The sequence below is a fragment of the Stenotrophomonas sp. YJH_SMC_119 genome, assembly GCF_059368315.1.
Map to the genome: position 1 here is coordinate 123,205 of NZ_JCAFRP010000011.1, position 15,945 is coordinate 139,149.

General features: G+C 66.8%; 11 protein-coding genes. 6 read left to right on the forward strand and 5 right to left on the reverse strand.

The window, feature by feature from the left end:
* Positions 1-14: 14 nt before the first annotated feature.
* The 3 genes from AC5P6S_RS16205 to AC5P6S_RS16215 are packed head-to-tail and all read left to right on the forward strand — an operon-like array spanning position 15 to position 4,823.
* A complete protein-coding gene (locus tag AC5P6S_RS16205; RefSeq protein ID WP_005407660.1) occupies positions 15-1,178 on the forward strand; it encodes an isovaleryl-CoA dehydrogenase in 1,164 nt (387 codons plus the stop codon).
* A gap of 10 nt (positions 1,179-1,188) precedes the next feature.
* Complete coding sequence (locus AC5P6S_RS16210) at positions 1,189-2,799, forward strand: carboxyl transferase domain-containing protein (protein ID WP_005407659.1); 1,611 nt, start codon at positions 1,189-1,191, stop codon at positions 2,797-2,799.
* Positions 2,800-2,807: 8 nt separating this feature from the next.
* Positions 2,808-4,823, forward strand: coding sequence for an acetyl/propionyl/methylcrotonyl-CoA carboxylase subunit alpha (locus AC5P6S_RS16215; protein WP_425603614.1), 2,016 nt, complete (start codon positions 2,808-2,810; stop codon positions 4,821-4,823).
* Between the two features lie 21 nt (positions 4,824-4,844).
* Here AC5P6S_RS16215 and AC5P6S_RS16220 read toward each other — a convergent pair whose 3' ends face one another.
* Positions 4,845-6,014, reverse strand: a complete 1,170-nt coding sequence (locus AC5P6S_RS16220) for a putative peptide maturation dehydrogenase (RefSeq protein WP_044569369.1) — start codon at positions 6,012-6,014, stop codon at positions 4,845-4,847.
* A 143-nt stretch (positions 6,015-6,157) separates the two neighbouring features.
* Between AC5P6S_RS16220 and AC5P6S_RS16225 the strand changes: the two genes are divergently transcribed.
* Positions 6,158-6,463 carry an NHLP-related RiPP peptide gene (locus AC5P6S_RS16225; protein WP_005407656.1) on the forward strand — a complete coding sequence of 102 codons (306 nt, stop codon included), beginning with the start codon at positions 6,158-6,160 and terminating at the stop codon, positions 6,461-6,463.
* Here the strand turns inward: AC5P6S_RS16225 and AC5P6S_RS16230 are convergent.
* From AC5P6S_RS16230 to aceB, 4 genes are all read right to left on the reverse strand, one after another.
* The gene (locus AC5P6S_RS16230; RefSeq protein ID WP_183153718.1) at positions 6,436-8,973 is read right to left on the reverse strand and encodes a putative peptide modification system cyclase; all 2,538 of its coding nucleotides are present in this window, start codon (positions 8,971-8,973) and stop codon (positions 6,436-6,438) included. The two genes, AC5P6S_RS16225 and AC5P6S_RS16230, sit on opposite strands and share 28 nt — an antisense overlap.
* Positions 8,974-8,990: 17 nt before the next feature.
* Positions 8,991-10,031 (reverse strand): GGDEF domain-containing protein, encoded by a 1,041-nt coding sequence (locus tag AC5P6S_RS16235; protein ID WP_024956231.1) that lies wholly within the window; start codon positions 10,029-10,031, stop codon positions 8,991-8,993.
* Positions 10,032-10,448: 417 nt separating this feature from the next.
* Positions 10,449-11,750 (reverse strand): isocitrate lyase, encoded by a 1,302-nt coding sequence (gene aceA / locus AC5P6S_RS16240; RefSeq protein WP_065184129.1) that lies wholly within the window; start codon positions 11,748-11,750, stop codon positions 10,449-10,451.
* Between the two features lie 64 nt (positions 11,751-11,814).
* Positions 11,815-13,437 (reverse strand): malate synthase A, encoded by a 1,623-nt coding sequence (gene aceB, locus AC5P6S_RS16245; RefSeq protein WP_033833256.1) that lies wholly within the window; start codon positions 13,435-13,437, stop codon positions 11,815-11,817.
* 110 nt (positions 13,438-13,547) lie between these two features.
* Here aceB and AC5P6S_RS16250 point away from each other — a divergent pair, with 110 nt between their 5' ends.
* Both AC5P6S_RS16250 and AC5P6S_RS16255 read left to right on the forward strand, forming a co-directional pair.
* Positions 13,548-14,516, forward strand: coding sequence for a LysR family transcriptional regulator (locus tag AC5P6S_RS16250; RefSeq protein ID WP_005407651.1), 969 nt, complete (start codon positions 13,548-13,550; stop codon positions 14,514-14,516).
* A gap of 318 nt (positions 14,517-14,834) precedes the next feature.
* Positions 14,835-15,752, forward strand: coding sequence for a LysR family transcriptional regulator (locus AC5P6S_RS16255; RefSeq protein WP_005411915.1), 918 nt, complete (start codon positions 14,835-14,837; stop codon positions 15,750-15,752).
* The last annotated feature ends 193 nt before the right edge of the window (positions 15,753-15,945 follow it).

Here is a 15,945-nt window from a genome sequence, read left to right on the forward strand (position 1 = left end):
GTGGAGCCACCACAATGCACGTGCCATCCCTGAACTTCGACCTTGGCGAAGACATCGACCTGCTGCGCCAGAGCGTGGCCCATTTTGCCGCCGCCGAGGTCGCACCGCTGGCCGCCGAGGCCGATGCCAGCAACCAGTTCCCGCTGGCCCTGTGGCCGAAGCTGGGCGAACAGGGCCTGCTCGGCCTCACCGTGGAAGAAGCATACGGCGGCACCGGCATGGGCTACCTGGCCCACGTGGTGGCGATGGAAGAAATCTCGCGTGCCTCCGGCGGCATCGGCCTGTCCTATGGCGCGCACTCCAACCTGTGCGTGAACCAGCTGCGCAAGAACGGCAACGAAGAACAGAAGCAGCGCTTCCTGCCCGGCCTGTGCGACGGCAGCCTGGTCGGCGCGCTGGCGATGAGCGAGCCGGGTGCCGGCTCAGACGTGGTGTCGATGAAGCTGCGCGCCGACAAGCGCGGCGACCGCTACGTGCTCAACGGCAACAAGATGTGGATCACCAACGGCCCGGATGCCGACGTGCTGGTGGTCTATGCCAAGACCGACATGGACGCCGGCGCCAAGGGCATCACCGCGTTCCTGGTCGAGAAGGGCATGAAGGGCTTCTCCACCGCGCAGAAGCTGGACAAGCTGGGCATGCGCTCCTCGCCCACCTGCGAGCTGGTGTTCCAGGACTGCGAAGTGCCGGAAGAAAACGTGCTGGGCCAGGTTGGCGGTGGCGTGCGCGTGCTGATGTCCGGCCTGGACTACGAGCGCGTGGTGCTGTCCGGCGGCCCGCTGGGCCTGATGGCCGCGGCGATGGACGTGGTGATGCCGTACGTGCACGAGCGCCACCAGTTCGGTGAGGCGATCGGCAGCTTCCAGCTGATCCAGGCCAAGATCGCCGACATGTACGTCGGCCTGGGCGCCTGCCGCGCCTATGTCTATGCCGTGGCGCGCGCCTGCGACCAGGGCCGCACCACCCGCCAGGACGCCGCCGGTGCCATCCTGTACGCCGCCGAGAAGGCCACCTGGCTGACCGGCCAGGCGATCCAGATCCTGGGCGGCAACGGCTACATCAACGAATACCCGACCGGCCGCTTGTGGCGCGACGCCAAGCTGTATGAAATCGGCGCCGGCACCTCGGAGATCCGCCGCATGCTGATCGGCCGCGAACTGTTCCAGCGCACCCTGTAAGGCCACCGCGATGACCGTCCTGAACAGCCAGCTGCAACCGGGCAGCGATACCTTTGAAGCCAACCGCGCGGCCATGCAGGCCGTGGTTGACGATCTGCACGCCACCCTGGCGCGCACCGCGCTGGGTGGCAGCGAGGCCGCGCGCGCCAAGCACACCGCACGCGGCAAGCTGCTGGTGCGTGACCGCATCGACGCCCTGCTCGACCCCGGTAGCGCCTTCCTCGAAATCGCGCCGCTGGCCGCGCATGGCATGTACGAAGACGCCGTGCCGGCCGCCGGCGTGGTGGCCGGCATCGGCCGGGTGAGCGGCGTGGAGTGCGTGATCGTGGCCAACGATGCCACGGTCAAGGGCGGCACCTACTATCCCATGACGGTGAAGAAGCACCTGCGCGCGCAGGAGATTGCCGAACAGAACCACCTGCCGTGCATCTACCTGGTCGATTCCGGCGGCGCGTTCCTGCCGCTGCAGGACGAAGTCTTCCCCGACCGCGACCATTTCGGCCGCATCTTCTACAACCAGGCCAACCTGTCGGCGCAGGGCATTCCGCAGATCGCCTGCGTGATGGGCAGCTGCACCGCTGGTGGCGCCTACGTGCCGGCGATGAGCGACGAGACGGTGATCGTGCGCGAGCAGGGCACGATCTTCCTCGGCGGCCCGCCGCTGGTGAAGGCGGCCACCGGTGAAGTAGTGACCGCCGAGGAACTGGGCGGCGCCGACGTGCACACCCGCATATCCGGCGTGGCCGACCACATGGCTGACAACGATCTGCAGGCACTGGCACGGGTGCGTGCGATCATCGCGCAGCTGAACTGGCGCAAGCCGGAACCGGCGATGGCGGTGCAGGCCAGCGAAGAACCGCTGCTGCCGGCACACGAACTGTACGGTGTGATCCCGGCCGATACGCGCAAGCCCTACGACGTGCGCGAAGTGATCGCGCGCCTGGTCGATGGCTCGCGCTTCGACGAGTTCAAGCCGCGCTATGGCGCAACGCTGGTCACCGGCTTCGCCCATCTGAACGGCTACCCGATCGGCATCATCGCCAACAACGGCATCCTGTTCTCCGAGTCGGCGCTGAAGGGCGCGCATTTCATCGAACTGTGCACCCAGCGCAACATTCCGCTGGTGTTCCTGCAGAACATCACCGGCTTCATGGTCGGCCGCAAGTACGAACAGGGCGGCATCGCCAAGGACGGGGCCAAGCTGGTGATGGCCGTGGCCTGCGCCAGGGTTCCCAAGTTCACCGTGGTGATCGGCGGTTCGTTCGGCGCCGGCAACTACGGCATGTGCGGCCGCGCGTACTCGCCGAACTTCCTGTGGATGTGGCCGAACGCACGCATCGGCGTGATGGGCGGCGAGCAGGCCGCCAGCGTGCTGGCCACGGTCAAGCGCGATGGCATCGAAGCCAAGGGCGGCCAGTGGCCGGCTGCGGAGGAAGACGCGTTCAAGGCGCCGATCCGCGACCAGTTCGAGCAGCAGGGCCACCCGTACTACGCCAGCGCGCGCCTGTGGGACGACGGCGTGATCGATCCGGCCGACACCCGCCGGGTGCTGGCCCTGGCGCTGTCGGCCAGCCTCAACGCCGCCCCGCAGCAGACGCGCTTCGGCGTGTTCCGCATGTAATCCATGCCATGACCGAGCACGCTCCCATGAAGCCCGTTGCCATGTTCACCAAAGTCCTGATCGCCAACCGTGGCGAAATCGCCTGTCGCGTCATCGCCACCTGCCGCCGCCTCGGCATCGCCACCGTGGCGGTATATTCCGATGCCGACCGCAACGCGCGCCACGTGCGCCTGGCCGACGAAGCCATCCGCATTGGTCCGGCCGCCGCGCGTGAGAGCTACCTGCGCGGCGATGCCCTGCTCGACGCGGCACGCGCGACCGGCGCGCAGGCCATCCACCCCGGCTACGGCTTCCTGTCCGAGAATGCCGACTTCGCCGATGCCTGCGCCGCCGCCGGCATCACCTTCATCGGGCCGCCGGCCAGCGCCATCCGCGCGATGGGCGACAAGAGCGCGGCCAAGGCGCTGATGTCCAAGGCCGGCGTACCGCTGACCCCGGGCTACCACGGCGATCAGCAGGCACCGGACTTCCTGCGCACGCAGGCCGACGCCATCGGCTACCCGGTACTGATCAAGGCCAGCGCCGGTGGCGGTGGCAAGGGCATGCGCAAGGTCGAGCGCAGCGAGGACTTCGTCGATGCGCTGGCCAGCTGCCAGCGCGAGGCGGCCTCGGCGTTCGGCAACGACCACGTTCTGGTCGAGAAGTATGTCGAGCGCCCGCGCCATATCGAGATCCAGGTTTTTGGCGACAGCCACGGTGACGCGGTCTACCTGTTCGAGCGCGACTGCTCGGTGCAGCGCCGCCACCAGAAGGTGCTGGAAGAAGCGCCGGCCCCGGGCATGAGCGCGGAACGTCGTGCTGCGATGGGCAAGGCGGCGGTCGATGCCGCGCGCGCGGTGGGCTATGAAGGTGCGGGCACGGTGGAGTTCATCGCCGGCCCGGACGGCGATTTCTACTTCATGGAAATGAACACCCGCCTGCAGGTCGAGCACCCGGTCACCGAGTACATCACCGGTACCGACCTGGTGGAATGGCAGCTGCGCGTGGCCTCGGGCCAGCCGCTGCCGCTGCGCCAGGAGCAGCTGGCCATCCACGGCCACGCGATCGAAGCGCGCCTGTATGCCGAAGATGCCGACCGTGGCTTCCTGCCCTCCACCGGCACCCTGCGCCGCCTGCGCCTGCCGGCCCCGTCGGCCCATGTGCGCGTGGATACCGGCGTGGAGGAAGGCGACAGCATCACCCCGTACTACGACCCGATGATCGCCAAGCTGATCGTCTGGGACGTGGACCGCGATGCAGCGCTGCGCCGCATGAGCCAGGCGCTGGCCGACTGCCAGGTGGTAGGCGTGACCACCAATGCCGGCTTCCTGCGCCGGCTGGTGAATACCGATTCGTTCGCGCACGCCAGGCTGGATACCGCGCTGATCGAACGCGAACAGGCGGCATTGAGCGCAGTGGGCGACACGGATGATGCCCTGTGGCAGCTGGCCGCCGTGGCCGCGGTTGCTGGCACTGCCGGTGCCAGCACCGACGCGCGCGACCCGCATTCGCCATGGCAGGCCCAGGATGGCTGGCGCCTCGGCGCATCGGCACCGCGCGTGCTGCCGCTGCAGCAGGGCGAACGCAAGCACACGCTCAAAGTGTGGGCACAGGCCGATGGCTGGCGCGTGCAGCGCGATGACGCCGCGCCGGTTCAGGTGATCGGCACAGCCGATGCGCAGCATCTTACCGTGCAGCTGGGCGAACGCCGCTGGTCGCTGCAGCTGCTGCGCGACGGTGACCAGCTGTACCTGTTCGGCGCCGACGGCCAGCACCGCTTCACCCTGCACGATCCGGTGGGCGAATCGGACCACGCCGTGGCGGATGCCGGCAGCCTGCTGGCGCCGATGCCGGGCAGGATCGTCGCGACACTGGTCGCGGCCGGCACCGAGGTCAAGCGCGGCACGCCGCTGGTGGTGCTGGAAGCGATGAAGATGGAGCACACCCTGCAGGCACCGGCGGATGGGACGGTGAAGGGCTATCGCGCCAAGGCCGGCGACCAGGTGGGTGATGGCGCGGTACTGGTGGACTTCGAAGCGGCGTGATGCAGCAGAGGCCGCGCGGGGTCAGCCCGCGCGGTCTTCAAGGTTCCAGATCGTGCCTGCAGGGTCCAGCTCGCTGGTCGTCATCCGTGATGCACGCCATCCGAAACCGCAGACCGCGAGTACCCCCTCATTGATCGTGTCCAGGCCCAGGGCACGTTCGATGGGCTTTTCGTTGATCGCTGCAGTAATGAATGCTCCCAGGCCGGCATCCGTGGCCGCCAGGTACAGCGTCTGGGATAGATGTCCCGCCTCCATCGCGACAACCCGATAGCTTTTCCCATGCTGGCGATACTTCCAGTACGTCCTGTTGAAACGCGGGGCCAGGACCACCAGCACGTGCGCATCCGCGAACCAGTGCTGCTGCCCGACCATGGACATCACGAAGTCGCGATCGATGGCCACGGGGCAATCAACCGGCATCAGTCCGTGGCCCTGCGCTCGATAGAGGTACATGCCCGCGGCAAGTCCATCGACATTGCGCACCAGCACGTAGGCTTCGACAGGATGCAGTCCACCGCCCGAAGGGACGTTCTTCTTCAGGAACACCAGATCATCGCCTTCGCGCTGGCAGCTGCTGCTGCCGAATGCCCGTTGCAGCATCTGGCTCAGCAGGGACAGCGGCAGTGATCGGGTGACATCGAAGTTCCGGCAGGTGACGCGCCGCGCCAGCAGTGCGTCGAAATCGTTGGACTGCTGAGGCGGCAGTGGTACCAACCCAGCGTCGGCAGCGGCAGCGTGCGGTGGCGGCGGTCCCAACGTCCTGCGCATCTGCGAGGCCGTTTCGATCTGTGATTCACGCATGTTGCGAACGGCGTCAACATCCTCCCAGCGTGAGAAGGCATGCATGACCGCAGCCAGGGGATGCCAATGCGTTGCACGCAGCCGCTCGTCACGAGCGGCAACATCGTCATCCTGCCCCCGGGTCAACACCAGGCCACTGGCGATCAGCAGGTCCATCGCGGGTGAACAGGCCTCCCCTGCCTCAAGCGTGGTCCATGCACTTGGGCTCAGGCTTCCCAGCAGTGCCTGTGCCGCAGCGTCCAGCACCACCGGTCCATCCAGGTGGGGGGCGAGTGCCTCCCAGGCAAGCGTGCGCACCAGCCCATCACCACCGCGCAGCAGGCCCTCAAACTCGAACCGGATCTGCTCGGTGGGCTGTACCACTACGATCGCGCAGCGCCTGACATCCATCGGATCAGCCCTTCCTTCATCGTGAATCCACGTTATCGAACCGCGACCCGATTCCTTTACATCTCCCGCTCTACCCTCTCAAGAACCGCTTTGCCAAGCCGACATCACCACTGCCCCTCGACACTCCATGGATGCAGGACACAATGCCCACGTTGACGCTCTCGCTGCCGGTCGCAAGGACGCTGGTTCAGCGCCTCGCCACCGATGACACCTTCCGCCAGCTCTTCGCCACCGACACGGCTGCCGCGATACTGCTGGCTGGACACGTTCCATCCAACCCGGCTGACCTTCAGCAGTTCGTCCAGGATTGCTGCAAGAACATCTGCCTGGCGGAGAAAGACGTCATCGCACAGGCCGAAGAGCAGATCATCGCCATGCTGACCAGTGGTACCGGCTACTCCGTGCCGATGCTTGAGGACGGTTACGGCTCGCCGCGCACGCTGCGCTGAGGCATCGAGGCCATGGTGTCGGCAGCCTCGATTGCCGGCGCCGCCATGAGCCTCCGCACATCCACTACGTTAAGCGCCTGCAGGCAGAAGCTGCATTGCGCTTCTGCATATGCAAATCCGGGGCGATCACGCAGCCAACGCGTCTGCTCCTGGGCAACATCCTTCAGGCCCGCCTCCAGCGCCAGGTCACGCACTGCCAGCCGCACCTGCAGGCGTGGCTGCTTCTTCAACAGCGGTACGAGCAGGTCCAGCCCGGCCTGGGGCCGGCCCTCATGCTGCATCATCCGCCCGGCCAACAGGGTGACGTACTGGCGCAACACGCTGCTGTCAGGGAGATCCTGAAGCGCGTTCATCCGGGCCTGGACCGCCTTGGCCGGTGCGGCATCGCCCAGTCTCAGTGCCAGCAAGGCTGCTGCGTGTGCTGCAACCAGGCGATCCACTACCTCCACCGCGGGTTCGCCGCTCAGCTCTGCGAACGGCGCGGTCGCGGCCACGCGCGCCACCATCAGCGCCTTCGACCTTCTGCCGGCCATCATGTAGGCGACGGCCAGGGGCATGTCGAAGTTGTACCGATCCATGCCCTGGCGCTGTCCGGCAAGCATCCTTCCCTGTTCGGCGAGCTTGATGGCGCCCTCGACATCGCCTTGGTCAAGCGCAATCGTGGTAGCGAAATTGCCAGCATGGAAGTTGCCTGGATCGATCCGCCCAAGCAGCGCATTGGCCTTCTCGAACTCGGAACGCGCTGCCGCCACCGTCGCCTGGCGCATCAATGCACCTTCCCAACCATTGCCGGCGGCACGGCTGAACGCGATGTCAGCCTCTGCATAGCGCTCGCTGGCCAGCAAGGCGCGGCCGTACTGGTCCTGCGCGATCTCAGGCAGCTCGACCCTGCTTTGTGCAACACGCCTGGAAAGCGCCAGGGCCTCGGCAAGGCGGTTCTCGTGGAAAAGATTCAGACCGGCGTTGTAGCTTGCAGGCATGTAATCCGGATACAGCTCCGCCATGCGCGCCCAGCCATCGGTGGCGCGATCCGGATCACTGATCTGCAGCGCCCAGTTCTGCACGTACAGGCGCTCGCGTGGCGTAAGGTGCCCTGATCGACGGTCGGCCTCTGCCAGCAGACGCCGGGCATCGCGGTAATTCATCATGGCGAAGCGACAGCGGGCTTGGCCCAGCCATGCCAGGGCGAACTCAGGATCGACCTCGATCGCCTGCCCGAAGAATGCCATCGCGCCGTTGAAATCTCCTCGGCTGTAGCGCTTCTGGCCCAAGGCAAACGCACGCAACGCATCCATGCTGCCCGTGGTCACCTCCGGCAGGGATTGGCTGTCGCGCTGGATCAATGCGGGCTCTTCGCCCAGGCGATCGCGCAGCTGGCGCGAAACATCGTCCACCGCCGCCAGTACCGCACCCGCCTTCGCATCGGCGGATACCACGGCCAGGGTGCGCAGCGTCGACGGCTCAAGCACCTCCACGCTGAAGCGGGTTCGGCCGCCGACATCGGTCGCCGATGGCACGAACACCAGGCGGGCGCCCGTGCGCACCGCCACAGCGGCGGCATCGCCACGTTCGCGGACACCGCGATCCGGCGGTTTCCGCATCATCTCAAGGGTGCGGCTGACGCGGTCGTCACTGACGACGTTGACGTAGCGGGACTGCTCGAGACTGATCCGGAACGCCTGGTCCAGGGCGTCATCGAGCAGTCGATTGCCGGTGAGGTTATGCAGCCCGCCGAGCACCACCCAGTCGCGTTCGGCGAACGCGATGGCCGGCTGTGGCCGGGTCAGCAACCAGACGCCAAGCACTGCGGCCAGCAGTACGGCGGCCTGCGCCGCCATCGCCAGCGGACGGCGCCACAACGGAAGATCACGCCGGGCCTTGGCCGTGTGCCGCAGCCGCCCCGGGGCGGGCATGCCCGCCGCCTGCACGCCGTAGACTTCGGCTGGCTGGCTCACGCCCTTGAAGCGCCATCGCCCGAACGATCGCCATTGCAGGCCTTCAGCCATCGCGCCCAGCGACCCACTGGAGCGACGCACGATGGATTCGGCCACCGCCGAAAGCAGGATCTGGCCCGGACGTGCCAACTGCATCAGGCGCGCCGCCGTCGGCTTGGCCAGGCCTTCGACTTCAATCGCCTTGGCGCCAGCCCGCACTGCCTCGGCGCTGTTCTCCCAGGTCAGCACATCGCCCACATGCAGACCGGCCCGCGCCTGCAGATGGATCTCGTGTCTCTGCCCCAGCGGCTGCAGCCCACGCTGGTAATCCAATGCGAAGCCAAGCGCGTCGATCGGGCGCTCGAACAGCATGAACAGCCCGTCGGAGCGATCGATCAGCTGGCCGTTCCAGCGCTGCTGCAGCGCCAGCACCAGGCGGTCGTGTTCCTGGAACAGTTCGGCGGCAGCGACATCGCCGATGCGTTCGACCAGCAGCAGCGAGTCACACAGGTCGGTGAACAGCAGGGCGCGCAGTTGCTGGTTGTGCGGCGCCGACGTTCCGTTGTCGCCATTCATCGCCTCTGTCTCCCGATCTAGGGTGAGTCCACTGCGTCTGCCCAACGCAGGCAGTTGCCACCATCACGCTTGGCCTGGTACAGCGCACGATCCGCGCTGGCGTACCACTCGCTCCAGCCCGCATCCGGGTCCAGCAGGCTGGCGCCGATGCTGACCAGGCTGACGTGCGGCGTGCCGTGGCTGCGCTCGAGCAGGCCGTGTACCGCGCTGAGGATGAACTCTGCCGCGTGCTGCACGATCTCGTGGTTGCCACGACGCAGGATCAGGCAGAACTCGTCACCGCCGAGCCGGCAGGCCAGGTCCTGCTCACCGGCCATCGAGCGCAGGATGTTGCCCATGCTCTGCAGCACGCGATCGCCGGCCTGGTGGCCATGGCGGTCATTGATCTGCTTGAAGCGGTCGCAGTCGATGAGGAGCAGCGCCTGCGGCAGCCCACTGCCATCGGCGCGGCATTCCTGCAGGTACAGGGTGAGGCCACGGCGGTTGTGCAGCCCGGTCAGTTCATCGGTACGCACCAGTTCACGGGTGTGGGTCAGCTGGTGGGTAGTGATGTACAGATTGTCCAGCGCGGTTTCCAGATCATGGTTGCGCCGGCGCAGCTGGCTGATCAGCGCCTGTTCGTTGGTCAGCACGCGCATGATCGTGCGGCGCAGGAAGTAGGCGACCAGGCCCGGATCGGATTCCACCAGACGATGGAAGTCGGCGGGCCCCAGCTCAAGCACCTCGCAGTCCACCAGGGCGCGCGCACTGGCGCTGCGCGGGTGATCACCCACCAGCAGGCCCAGCTCACCGAAGAACTCCTGCTGCCCGAGGGTCTTGATCACCAGGTCCTCGCCGAAATCCAGTTCGATCTGGCCTTCCAGGATCACGTACATGCGCTCGCCACGGTGGCCACGCTGGAACAGCCACTGCCCGGCATGAAGCTTGCGTGGACGGGCAAATCTGGCGAACAATGCGACCTCGGCATCGGACAGCAGCGCATGCACGATCTCGGCCATCGCCACCCGGGCGATACCTGACGTCACATCACTGTTCTCGGCCGCACCCCTGCCGGTCATTCCCTGCACCCGCCGCCAGCGTCCCCTGGTGAGCCGCGGAGCATAGCACCGCTTTAAAATGTGCGCCCTATCTCATTTTGAGCCTTGTGGTCCGCTTTCCCGATGTGAAGGCGCACGGTGGCCGTTCTGCCCGCCACGGTCCAGGGAAAAGTCGTTCCGGATCAATCTGATGGCCACCTTCACAGGGTTTCGGCCAAGTTGCCGGACTGTGGGGTGCGCTGGATTGACGCTGCATGCGTTCATCGCGTTTCCATCGATACAACAACGCCGGCAGGTCCCCCGACCGGCCGGCGTTGCCTGGCCCTTCCCTGGCCACCCTGATCGGATTCGCGACCCCGGTAGAGCCGGCCGCTGGCCGGCTTCTCCGTAGTGCCCGAAGGAGCACGTGGGTGCCGGCCAGCGGCCGGCACTACCGCATCACGCGGCGCGTTCGCTGCGCCCGCCGTGGAACTGCTCTTCTTCGGTCGAGCCGGTCAACGCGGTGGTCGAGGACTGGCCCTGCTGGATCGCCTGGGTCACGGCATCGAAGTAGCCGGTGCCAACCTCGCGCTGGTGCTTGACCGCGGTGAAACCACGCTCGGCGGCTTCGAACTCGGCTTCCTGCAGTTCCACGAACGCGCTCATCTGGCGGCGTGCGTAGCCGTGGGCCAGATTGAACATGCCGTAGTTCAGCGCGTGGAAGCCGGCCAGGGTGATGAACTGGAACTTGTAGCCATAGCTGCCCAGCTCACGCTGGAACTTGGCGATGGTGGCGTCGTCCAGGTTCTTCCTCCAGTTGAAGCTGGGCGAGCAGTTGTAGGCCAGCAGCTTGCCCGGGAACTTCGCATGGATCGCCTCGGCGAACCTGCGTGCGAATTCCAGGTCCGGCTTGCCGGTCTCGCACCACACCAGGTCGGCGTAGGGCGCGTAGGCCAGGCCACGGCTGATCGCCTGGTCCAAGCCATTGCGGGTCTTGTAGAAGCCCTCGACGGTGCGCTCGCCGGTGGTGAACGGGCGGTCGTTGCCGTCGATGTCACTGGTCAGCAGATCCGCGGCCTCGGCATCGGTGCGCGCGACCAGCAGGGTCGGCACGCCCAGCACGTCGGCGGCCAGGCGTGCGGCGTTGAGCTTCTCGATGGCCTCGCGGGTCGGCACCAGCACCTTGCCGCCCATGTGGCCGCACTTCTTCACCGACGCCAGCTGGTCTTCGAAATGCACGCCGGCGGCGCCGGCCTCGATCATCGCCTTCATCAGTTCGAAGGCGTTGAGTACGCCGCCGAAACCGGCTTCGGCGTCGGCCACGATGGGCTGCAGGAAGTCGATGTCATCCTTGCCTTCGGCGTGGTGCAGCTGGTCGGCACGCAGCAGCGTGTTGTTGATGCGCTTGACCACCGCCGGCACCGAATCGGCCGGGTACAGCGACTGGTCCGGATACATCTGGCCGGCCAGGTTGGCGTCGGCCGCCACCTGCCAGCCGGACAGGTAGATCGCCTTCAGCCCGGCCTTGACCTGCTGCATGGCCTGGTTGCCGGTCAGTGCACCCAGCGCGTTGACGAACTCGCGCTCATGCAGCGATGCCCACAGCTTCTCCGCACCCAGGCGGGCCAGCGAATGCTCGATGTGGACGGTGCCGCGCAGGCGCACCACGTCGGCGGCGCTGTAGTTGCGCTGGATGCCTTCCCAACGCGGGTTGGTATCCCAGTCGTGCTGGATCTGTTCGGCAGTGGGCAGCTTGCTCATGTCTTTCTCCAGTTCGGTTCGTGCGTGCAACGGGGAGGGAAACGGCGGGTTTGCGGGCAGTCGGTCAGTCGATGCGCGCGTAGGCCGGCAGGGTCAGGAAATCGGTCAGTTCGTCGCTGCGGCTCAGTTCGCCGAGCAGGGCGATGGCCTCGCCGATGCGTGCGCCACCGGGCAGCGCGGCGGTATCGCCCAGCCGTGCCGGCAGCTGCGAGAGGGTGGAATCCAGCAGCGCGAGGTCGATCGCGGTGCCGTCGTCCAGCTGCTGGCCCGGCGTGTGCAGCCACTGCCACAGCTGGCTGCGACTGATCTCGGCGGTGGCCGCATCCTCCATCAGGTGGTGGATCGGCACGCAGCCGTTGCCATCCAGCCAAGCGGCCAGGTAGCGCACGCAGACTTCCACGTTGCCTTCGAAACCGGCGCGGGTGATGGTGCCCGGCGGCCGTGCGATCAGTTCGTCGCGGCCGACGCGCACGTCCTGGCGCAGCACGCTGTGCTGGTTCGCACCGGGCATGTGTTCGTCGAAGATCGCCATCGCCACCGGAATCAGCGCCGGGTGCGCAACCCAGGTGCCGTCATGGCCGGCGGTGACTTCGCGCAGCTTGTCGGCGCGCACGCGGGCCATCGCCTGTTCGTTGGCGGCGGCATCGTTGTTGATCGGAATCTGCGCGGCCATGCCGCCCATCGCATGCGCACCGCGGCGGTGGCAGGTCTGGATCAGCAGTTCCGAATAGGCCTTCAGGAACGGCTGGGTCATGGTCACCTGGCCGCGCTCGGGCAGCACGCGGTCGGCGTGGCGGCGGAAGGTCTTCAGGTACGAGAAGATGTAGTCCCAGCGCCCGCAGTTCAGGCCGACGATGCGGTCACGCAGCGCGTGCAGGATCTCGTCCATCTCGAACACCGCCGGCAGCGTTTCGATCAGCACCGTCACCTTGATCTGGCCATGCGGCAGGCCGAGCATGCCTTCGATGTGCGACAGCGCGGTCTCCCACAGCGCCGCCTCTTCCATGCTCTGCAGCTTGGGCAGGTAGAAGTACGGGCCGCGGTCCTTCGCCTGCAGGGTGCGGGCGTTGTGGAAGGCGAACACCGCCGCGTCGAACAGGCCACCGGCCAGCGGCTGGCCGTCGATGGCCACGTGCTTTTCGTCCAGGTGCCAGCCGCGCGGTCGCACGATCAGCACCGCCTGCTCGTCGTACGGGCGCAGGCTGTAGTGCTTGCCATTTGCAGCGGTGAATTGCAGGTCACCGCGCACCGCCGCCGCCAGCGACTGCTGGCCGGCCAGCAGGTTGCGCCAGGTCGGCGAGGTCGAATCCTCGAAGTCGGCCATGAACACCTTGGCGCCGGAGTTCAGCGCGTTGATGACCATCTTCGGGTCGGTCGGGCCGGTGATCTCGACGCGGCGGTCCTGCAGCGCGGCCGGCAGCGGGGCAACGCGCCAGTCGCCGTTGCGGATCGCGGTGGTGTCTTCGCGGAAGTCCGGCAGGCCGCCCTGGTCGAAGAACGCCTGGCGCTCGCGGCGGGCCTGCAGCCGTGCCTGCCGGCCCGGTTCCACCGCACGGTGCAGCGACACCAGCAGGGCCAGCAGCGGCGCCGGCAGCAGGGTGTCCTGGCCGGCCACGCGGGTCGCCAGGGCGATGCCGGGGGTAGCCTTGCTGGCAGGGGTGGGAACAGCGGAAGCGACGGCGGACATGGGGCGACTCCAGCGGTGGGGGAACGACTCCACGGTGCCGCTGGGCCGGAGTATTTGGCAAAACAGTTTTTGCAATGTTCTACATAAGTTGTGCTAATACTCGTGACACGATGAGCACACGCACCCCGCCAAGTCCGCGTTTTTCCTACAAATCCGACCGGCTGAAGCCGCTGCGCGCGTTCTGCCAGACTGTGCGCCTGGGTTCGGTCTCACGGGCGGCTGAGGCACTTTTCGTCAGCCAGCCGGCGATCAGCCTTCAGTTGCAGGCGCTGGAGCGGGAGCTGGGGGTGCCGCTGTTCGAGCGCAGCGGGCGGCGCCTGGTGCCCAGCCGCGAGGGCCAGCTGCTGTATGAAATGGCGCAGCCACTGGTGGAAAACCTGGACGGGCTGGAGGCGCGCTTCCGCGACAAGGTGCGCGGACTGGATGCGGGCGAACTGAACATCGCCGCCAACAGTTCCACCATCCTCTACCTGCTGCCCAAGATCGTCGAACGCTTCCGCCTGCATCACCCGGACGTGCGCCTGACCCTGCACAACGCGATCAGCGCCGACGGCACCGACCTGCTGCGCGAGGATGCCGCCGACCTGGCGATCGGTTCGATGACCGATGTGCCGGCCGACCTGAGCTACGCCCCGGCCTACCGCTTCGAGCAGGTGCTGATCGCACCGCACGATCATCCGCTGGCCAGTGGCGGCGAGCTGGAGCTGGCCGACATCGCGCGCTATCCGCTGGTACTGCCGCCGAAGCGGCAGATCACCTATCGCCTGGTGGACCAGGTGTTCCAGCGCCACCGCATCGCCTACACCGTGGCACTGGAGGTCGGCGGCTGGGAGGTGATCAAGCAGTACGTGGCGATGGGCATGGGCATTTCGATCGTGCCGGCGCTGTGCCTGAACGAGGCCGACCGCGAGCGGTTGGCGGCGCGGTCGATGAAGCGCTGGTTCCCGGAACGCAGTTACGGGGTGATCGTGCGCCGGGGCAAGGCGCTGTCGGCGCAGGCGCGGGCGTTCATCGAGCTGATCCAGCCGGAGTTGTTCAGCCCGCGCGATTACGACCAGAGCGGGCATTCGGAGCGGTGAGGGGTGTTCTGGTTTGCAGGGCTGCCGCCCTGCACCTGCGGTAGTGCCGGCCGCTGGCCGGCAACCTCAAAAGCAACAGCGGGCATTCCGTGGGATGGCGGGGTGGGTCCGGTTGCGGGGGACGCCGCAAATCCGTCCATGGGGGCTTGGTCGCGGCATCCATGCCGCTCACACCCCCGCAACCGGACCCACCCCGCCTTCGACAGTTGGTTGCTGCTGTTGGTGCCAGCTGCTGTTGGTGGGTGCCGACCGTTGGTCGGCACGGGATCGGATCCCATCTCTGATTCATTTCCGGCTGACGATGAATAAACTGGCCCCATGTCCATCGAACTCCGCCACCTGCGTTACTTCCTCGCTGTCGCCGATACGCTGCACTTCGGCCAGGCGGCGGAGCGGCTGGGCATGTCGCAGCCGCCGCTCAGCCAGCAGATCCGCCAGCTGGAAGACCTGATCGGTGCGCGCCTGTTCGTGCGCAGCCATCGTCGTGTGCAGCTGACGCCTGCGGGCGAGCTGCTGCAGGAACGTGCACGCGCCATCGTGCAGCAGGTGGAAGCGGCGGTGGACGAGGTACAGCGCGCGCAGCGCGGCGAGCAGGGTGAACTGCACATCGGCCTGACCCGCGCCACGCCGCTGTCGCCGCAGATTCCGCGTTCGATCCTGCATTACCGCCAGCAGTATCCGCAGGTGCGGCTGCAGCTGAGCGAGATGAACACCCTGCAGCAGATCGACGCGCTGCTCGACGGGTCACTGGACGTGGGCATCATCCGCAAGCGTGCGCTGCCGCCGGAACTGGTGGCGCACAGCCTGTTCGTCGATCCGCTGGCGTTGATCGTGCATGCCGACCATCCTGCCCTGCGCAGACTGTCGAAGCAGGGCACGCTGTCGCTGCGCGACTTCGCGCAGGAGCCATTCGTGGCGTTCCGGCGCAGTGCCGGTGCCGGCATCCACGACCACATGATCGCGTTGTGTGCGGCTGCCGGATTCACGCCGCGCATCGTGCAGGAGGCGGGTGAAGCCTCGACGCTGATCAGCCTGGCCGCCGCGGGCCTGGGCGCGGCGATCCTGCCGTCTTCGTGCGATCACATCCGGGTGGAAGGATCGCGCTTCGTGGCACTGGCCGATGCCGGTGCCCATTCGGAAGTGCAGCTGGCGTGGCATCGCGAACGGGTAACCCCGTTGATCCGCAATTTCGCCACGCTGCTGCGCGGGGCATTCGCCGGTAGAGTCGACTGTTAGTCGACTATCGCGCGCAGCGCGGGGTTTTCGCGATCTGATGGAAGAGCAGTCAACTAACTGTGATCTCTCTGTACGTTGTTCATCCGGGACATCTTTGGAAAATGGTGGTTACCACACCTCTCCAGACCCCAAAGAGCCCGGATGAACCACCATAAAAATGCCCGTTTGACCGTCCATAGTCGAGCACTTCTTA

What these genes read in the sequence shown, in the direction of transcription:
- AC5P6S_RS16205 (WP_005407660.1), top strand. Translation starts at nt 15, where the DNA reads ATGCACGTGCCATCCCTGAACTTCGACCTTGGCGAAGACATCGACCTG.
- AC5P6S_RS16210 (WP_005407659.1), top strand. Translation starts at nt 1,189, where the DNA reads ATGACCGTCCTGAACAGCCAGCTGCAACCGGGCAGCGATACCTTTGAA.
- AC5P6S_RS16215 (WP_425603614.1), top strand. Translation starts at nt 2,808, where the DNA reads ATGACCGAGCACGCTCCCATGAAGCCCGTTGCCATGTTCACCAAAGTC.
- AC5P6S_RS16220 (WP_044569369.1), bottom strand. Translation starts at nt 6,014, where the DNA reads ATGGATGTCAGGCGCTGCGCGATCGTAGTGGTACAGCCCACCGAGCAG.
- AC5P6S_RS16225 (WP_005407656.1), top strand. Translation starts at nt 6,158, where the DNA reads ATGCCCACGTTGACGCTCTCGCTGCCGGTCGCAAGGACGCTGGTTCAG.
- AC5P6S_RS16230 (WP_183153718.1), bottom strand. Translation starts at nt 8,973, where the DNA reads ATGAATGGCGACAACGGAACGTCGGCGCCGCACAACCAGCAACTGCGC.
- AC5P6S_RS16235 (WP_024956231.1), bottom strand. Translation starts at nt 10,031, where the DNA reads ATGACCGGCAGGGGTGCGGCCGAGAACAGTGATGTGACGTCAGGTATC.
- aceA (WP_065184129.1), bottom strand. Translation starts at nt 11,750, where the DNA reads ATGAGCAAGCTGCCCACTGCCGAACAGATCCAGCACGACTGGGATACC.
- aceB (WP_033833256.1), bottom strand. Translation starts at nt 13,437, where the DNA reads ATGTCCGCCGTCGCTTCCGCTGTTCCCACCCCTGCCAGCAAGGCTACC.
- AC5P6S_RS16250 (WP_005407651.1), top strand. Translation starts at nt 13,548, where the DNA reads ATGAGCACACGCACCCCGCCAAGTCCGCGTTTTTCCTACAAATCCGAC.
- AC5P6S_RS16255 (WP_005411915.1), top strand. Translation starts at nt 14,835, where the DNA reads ATGTCCATCGAACTCCGCCACCTGCGTTACTTCCTCGCTGTCGCCGAT.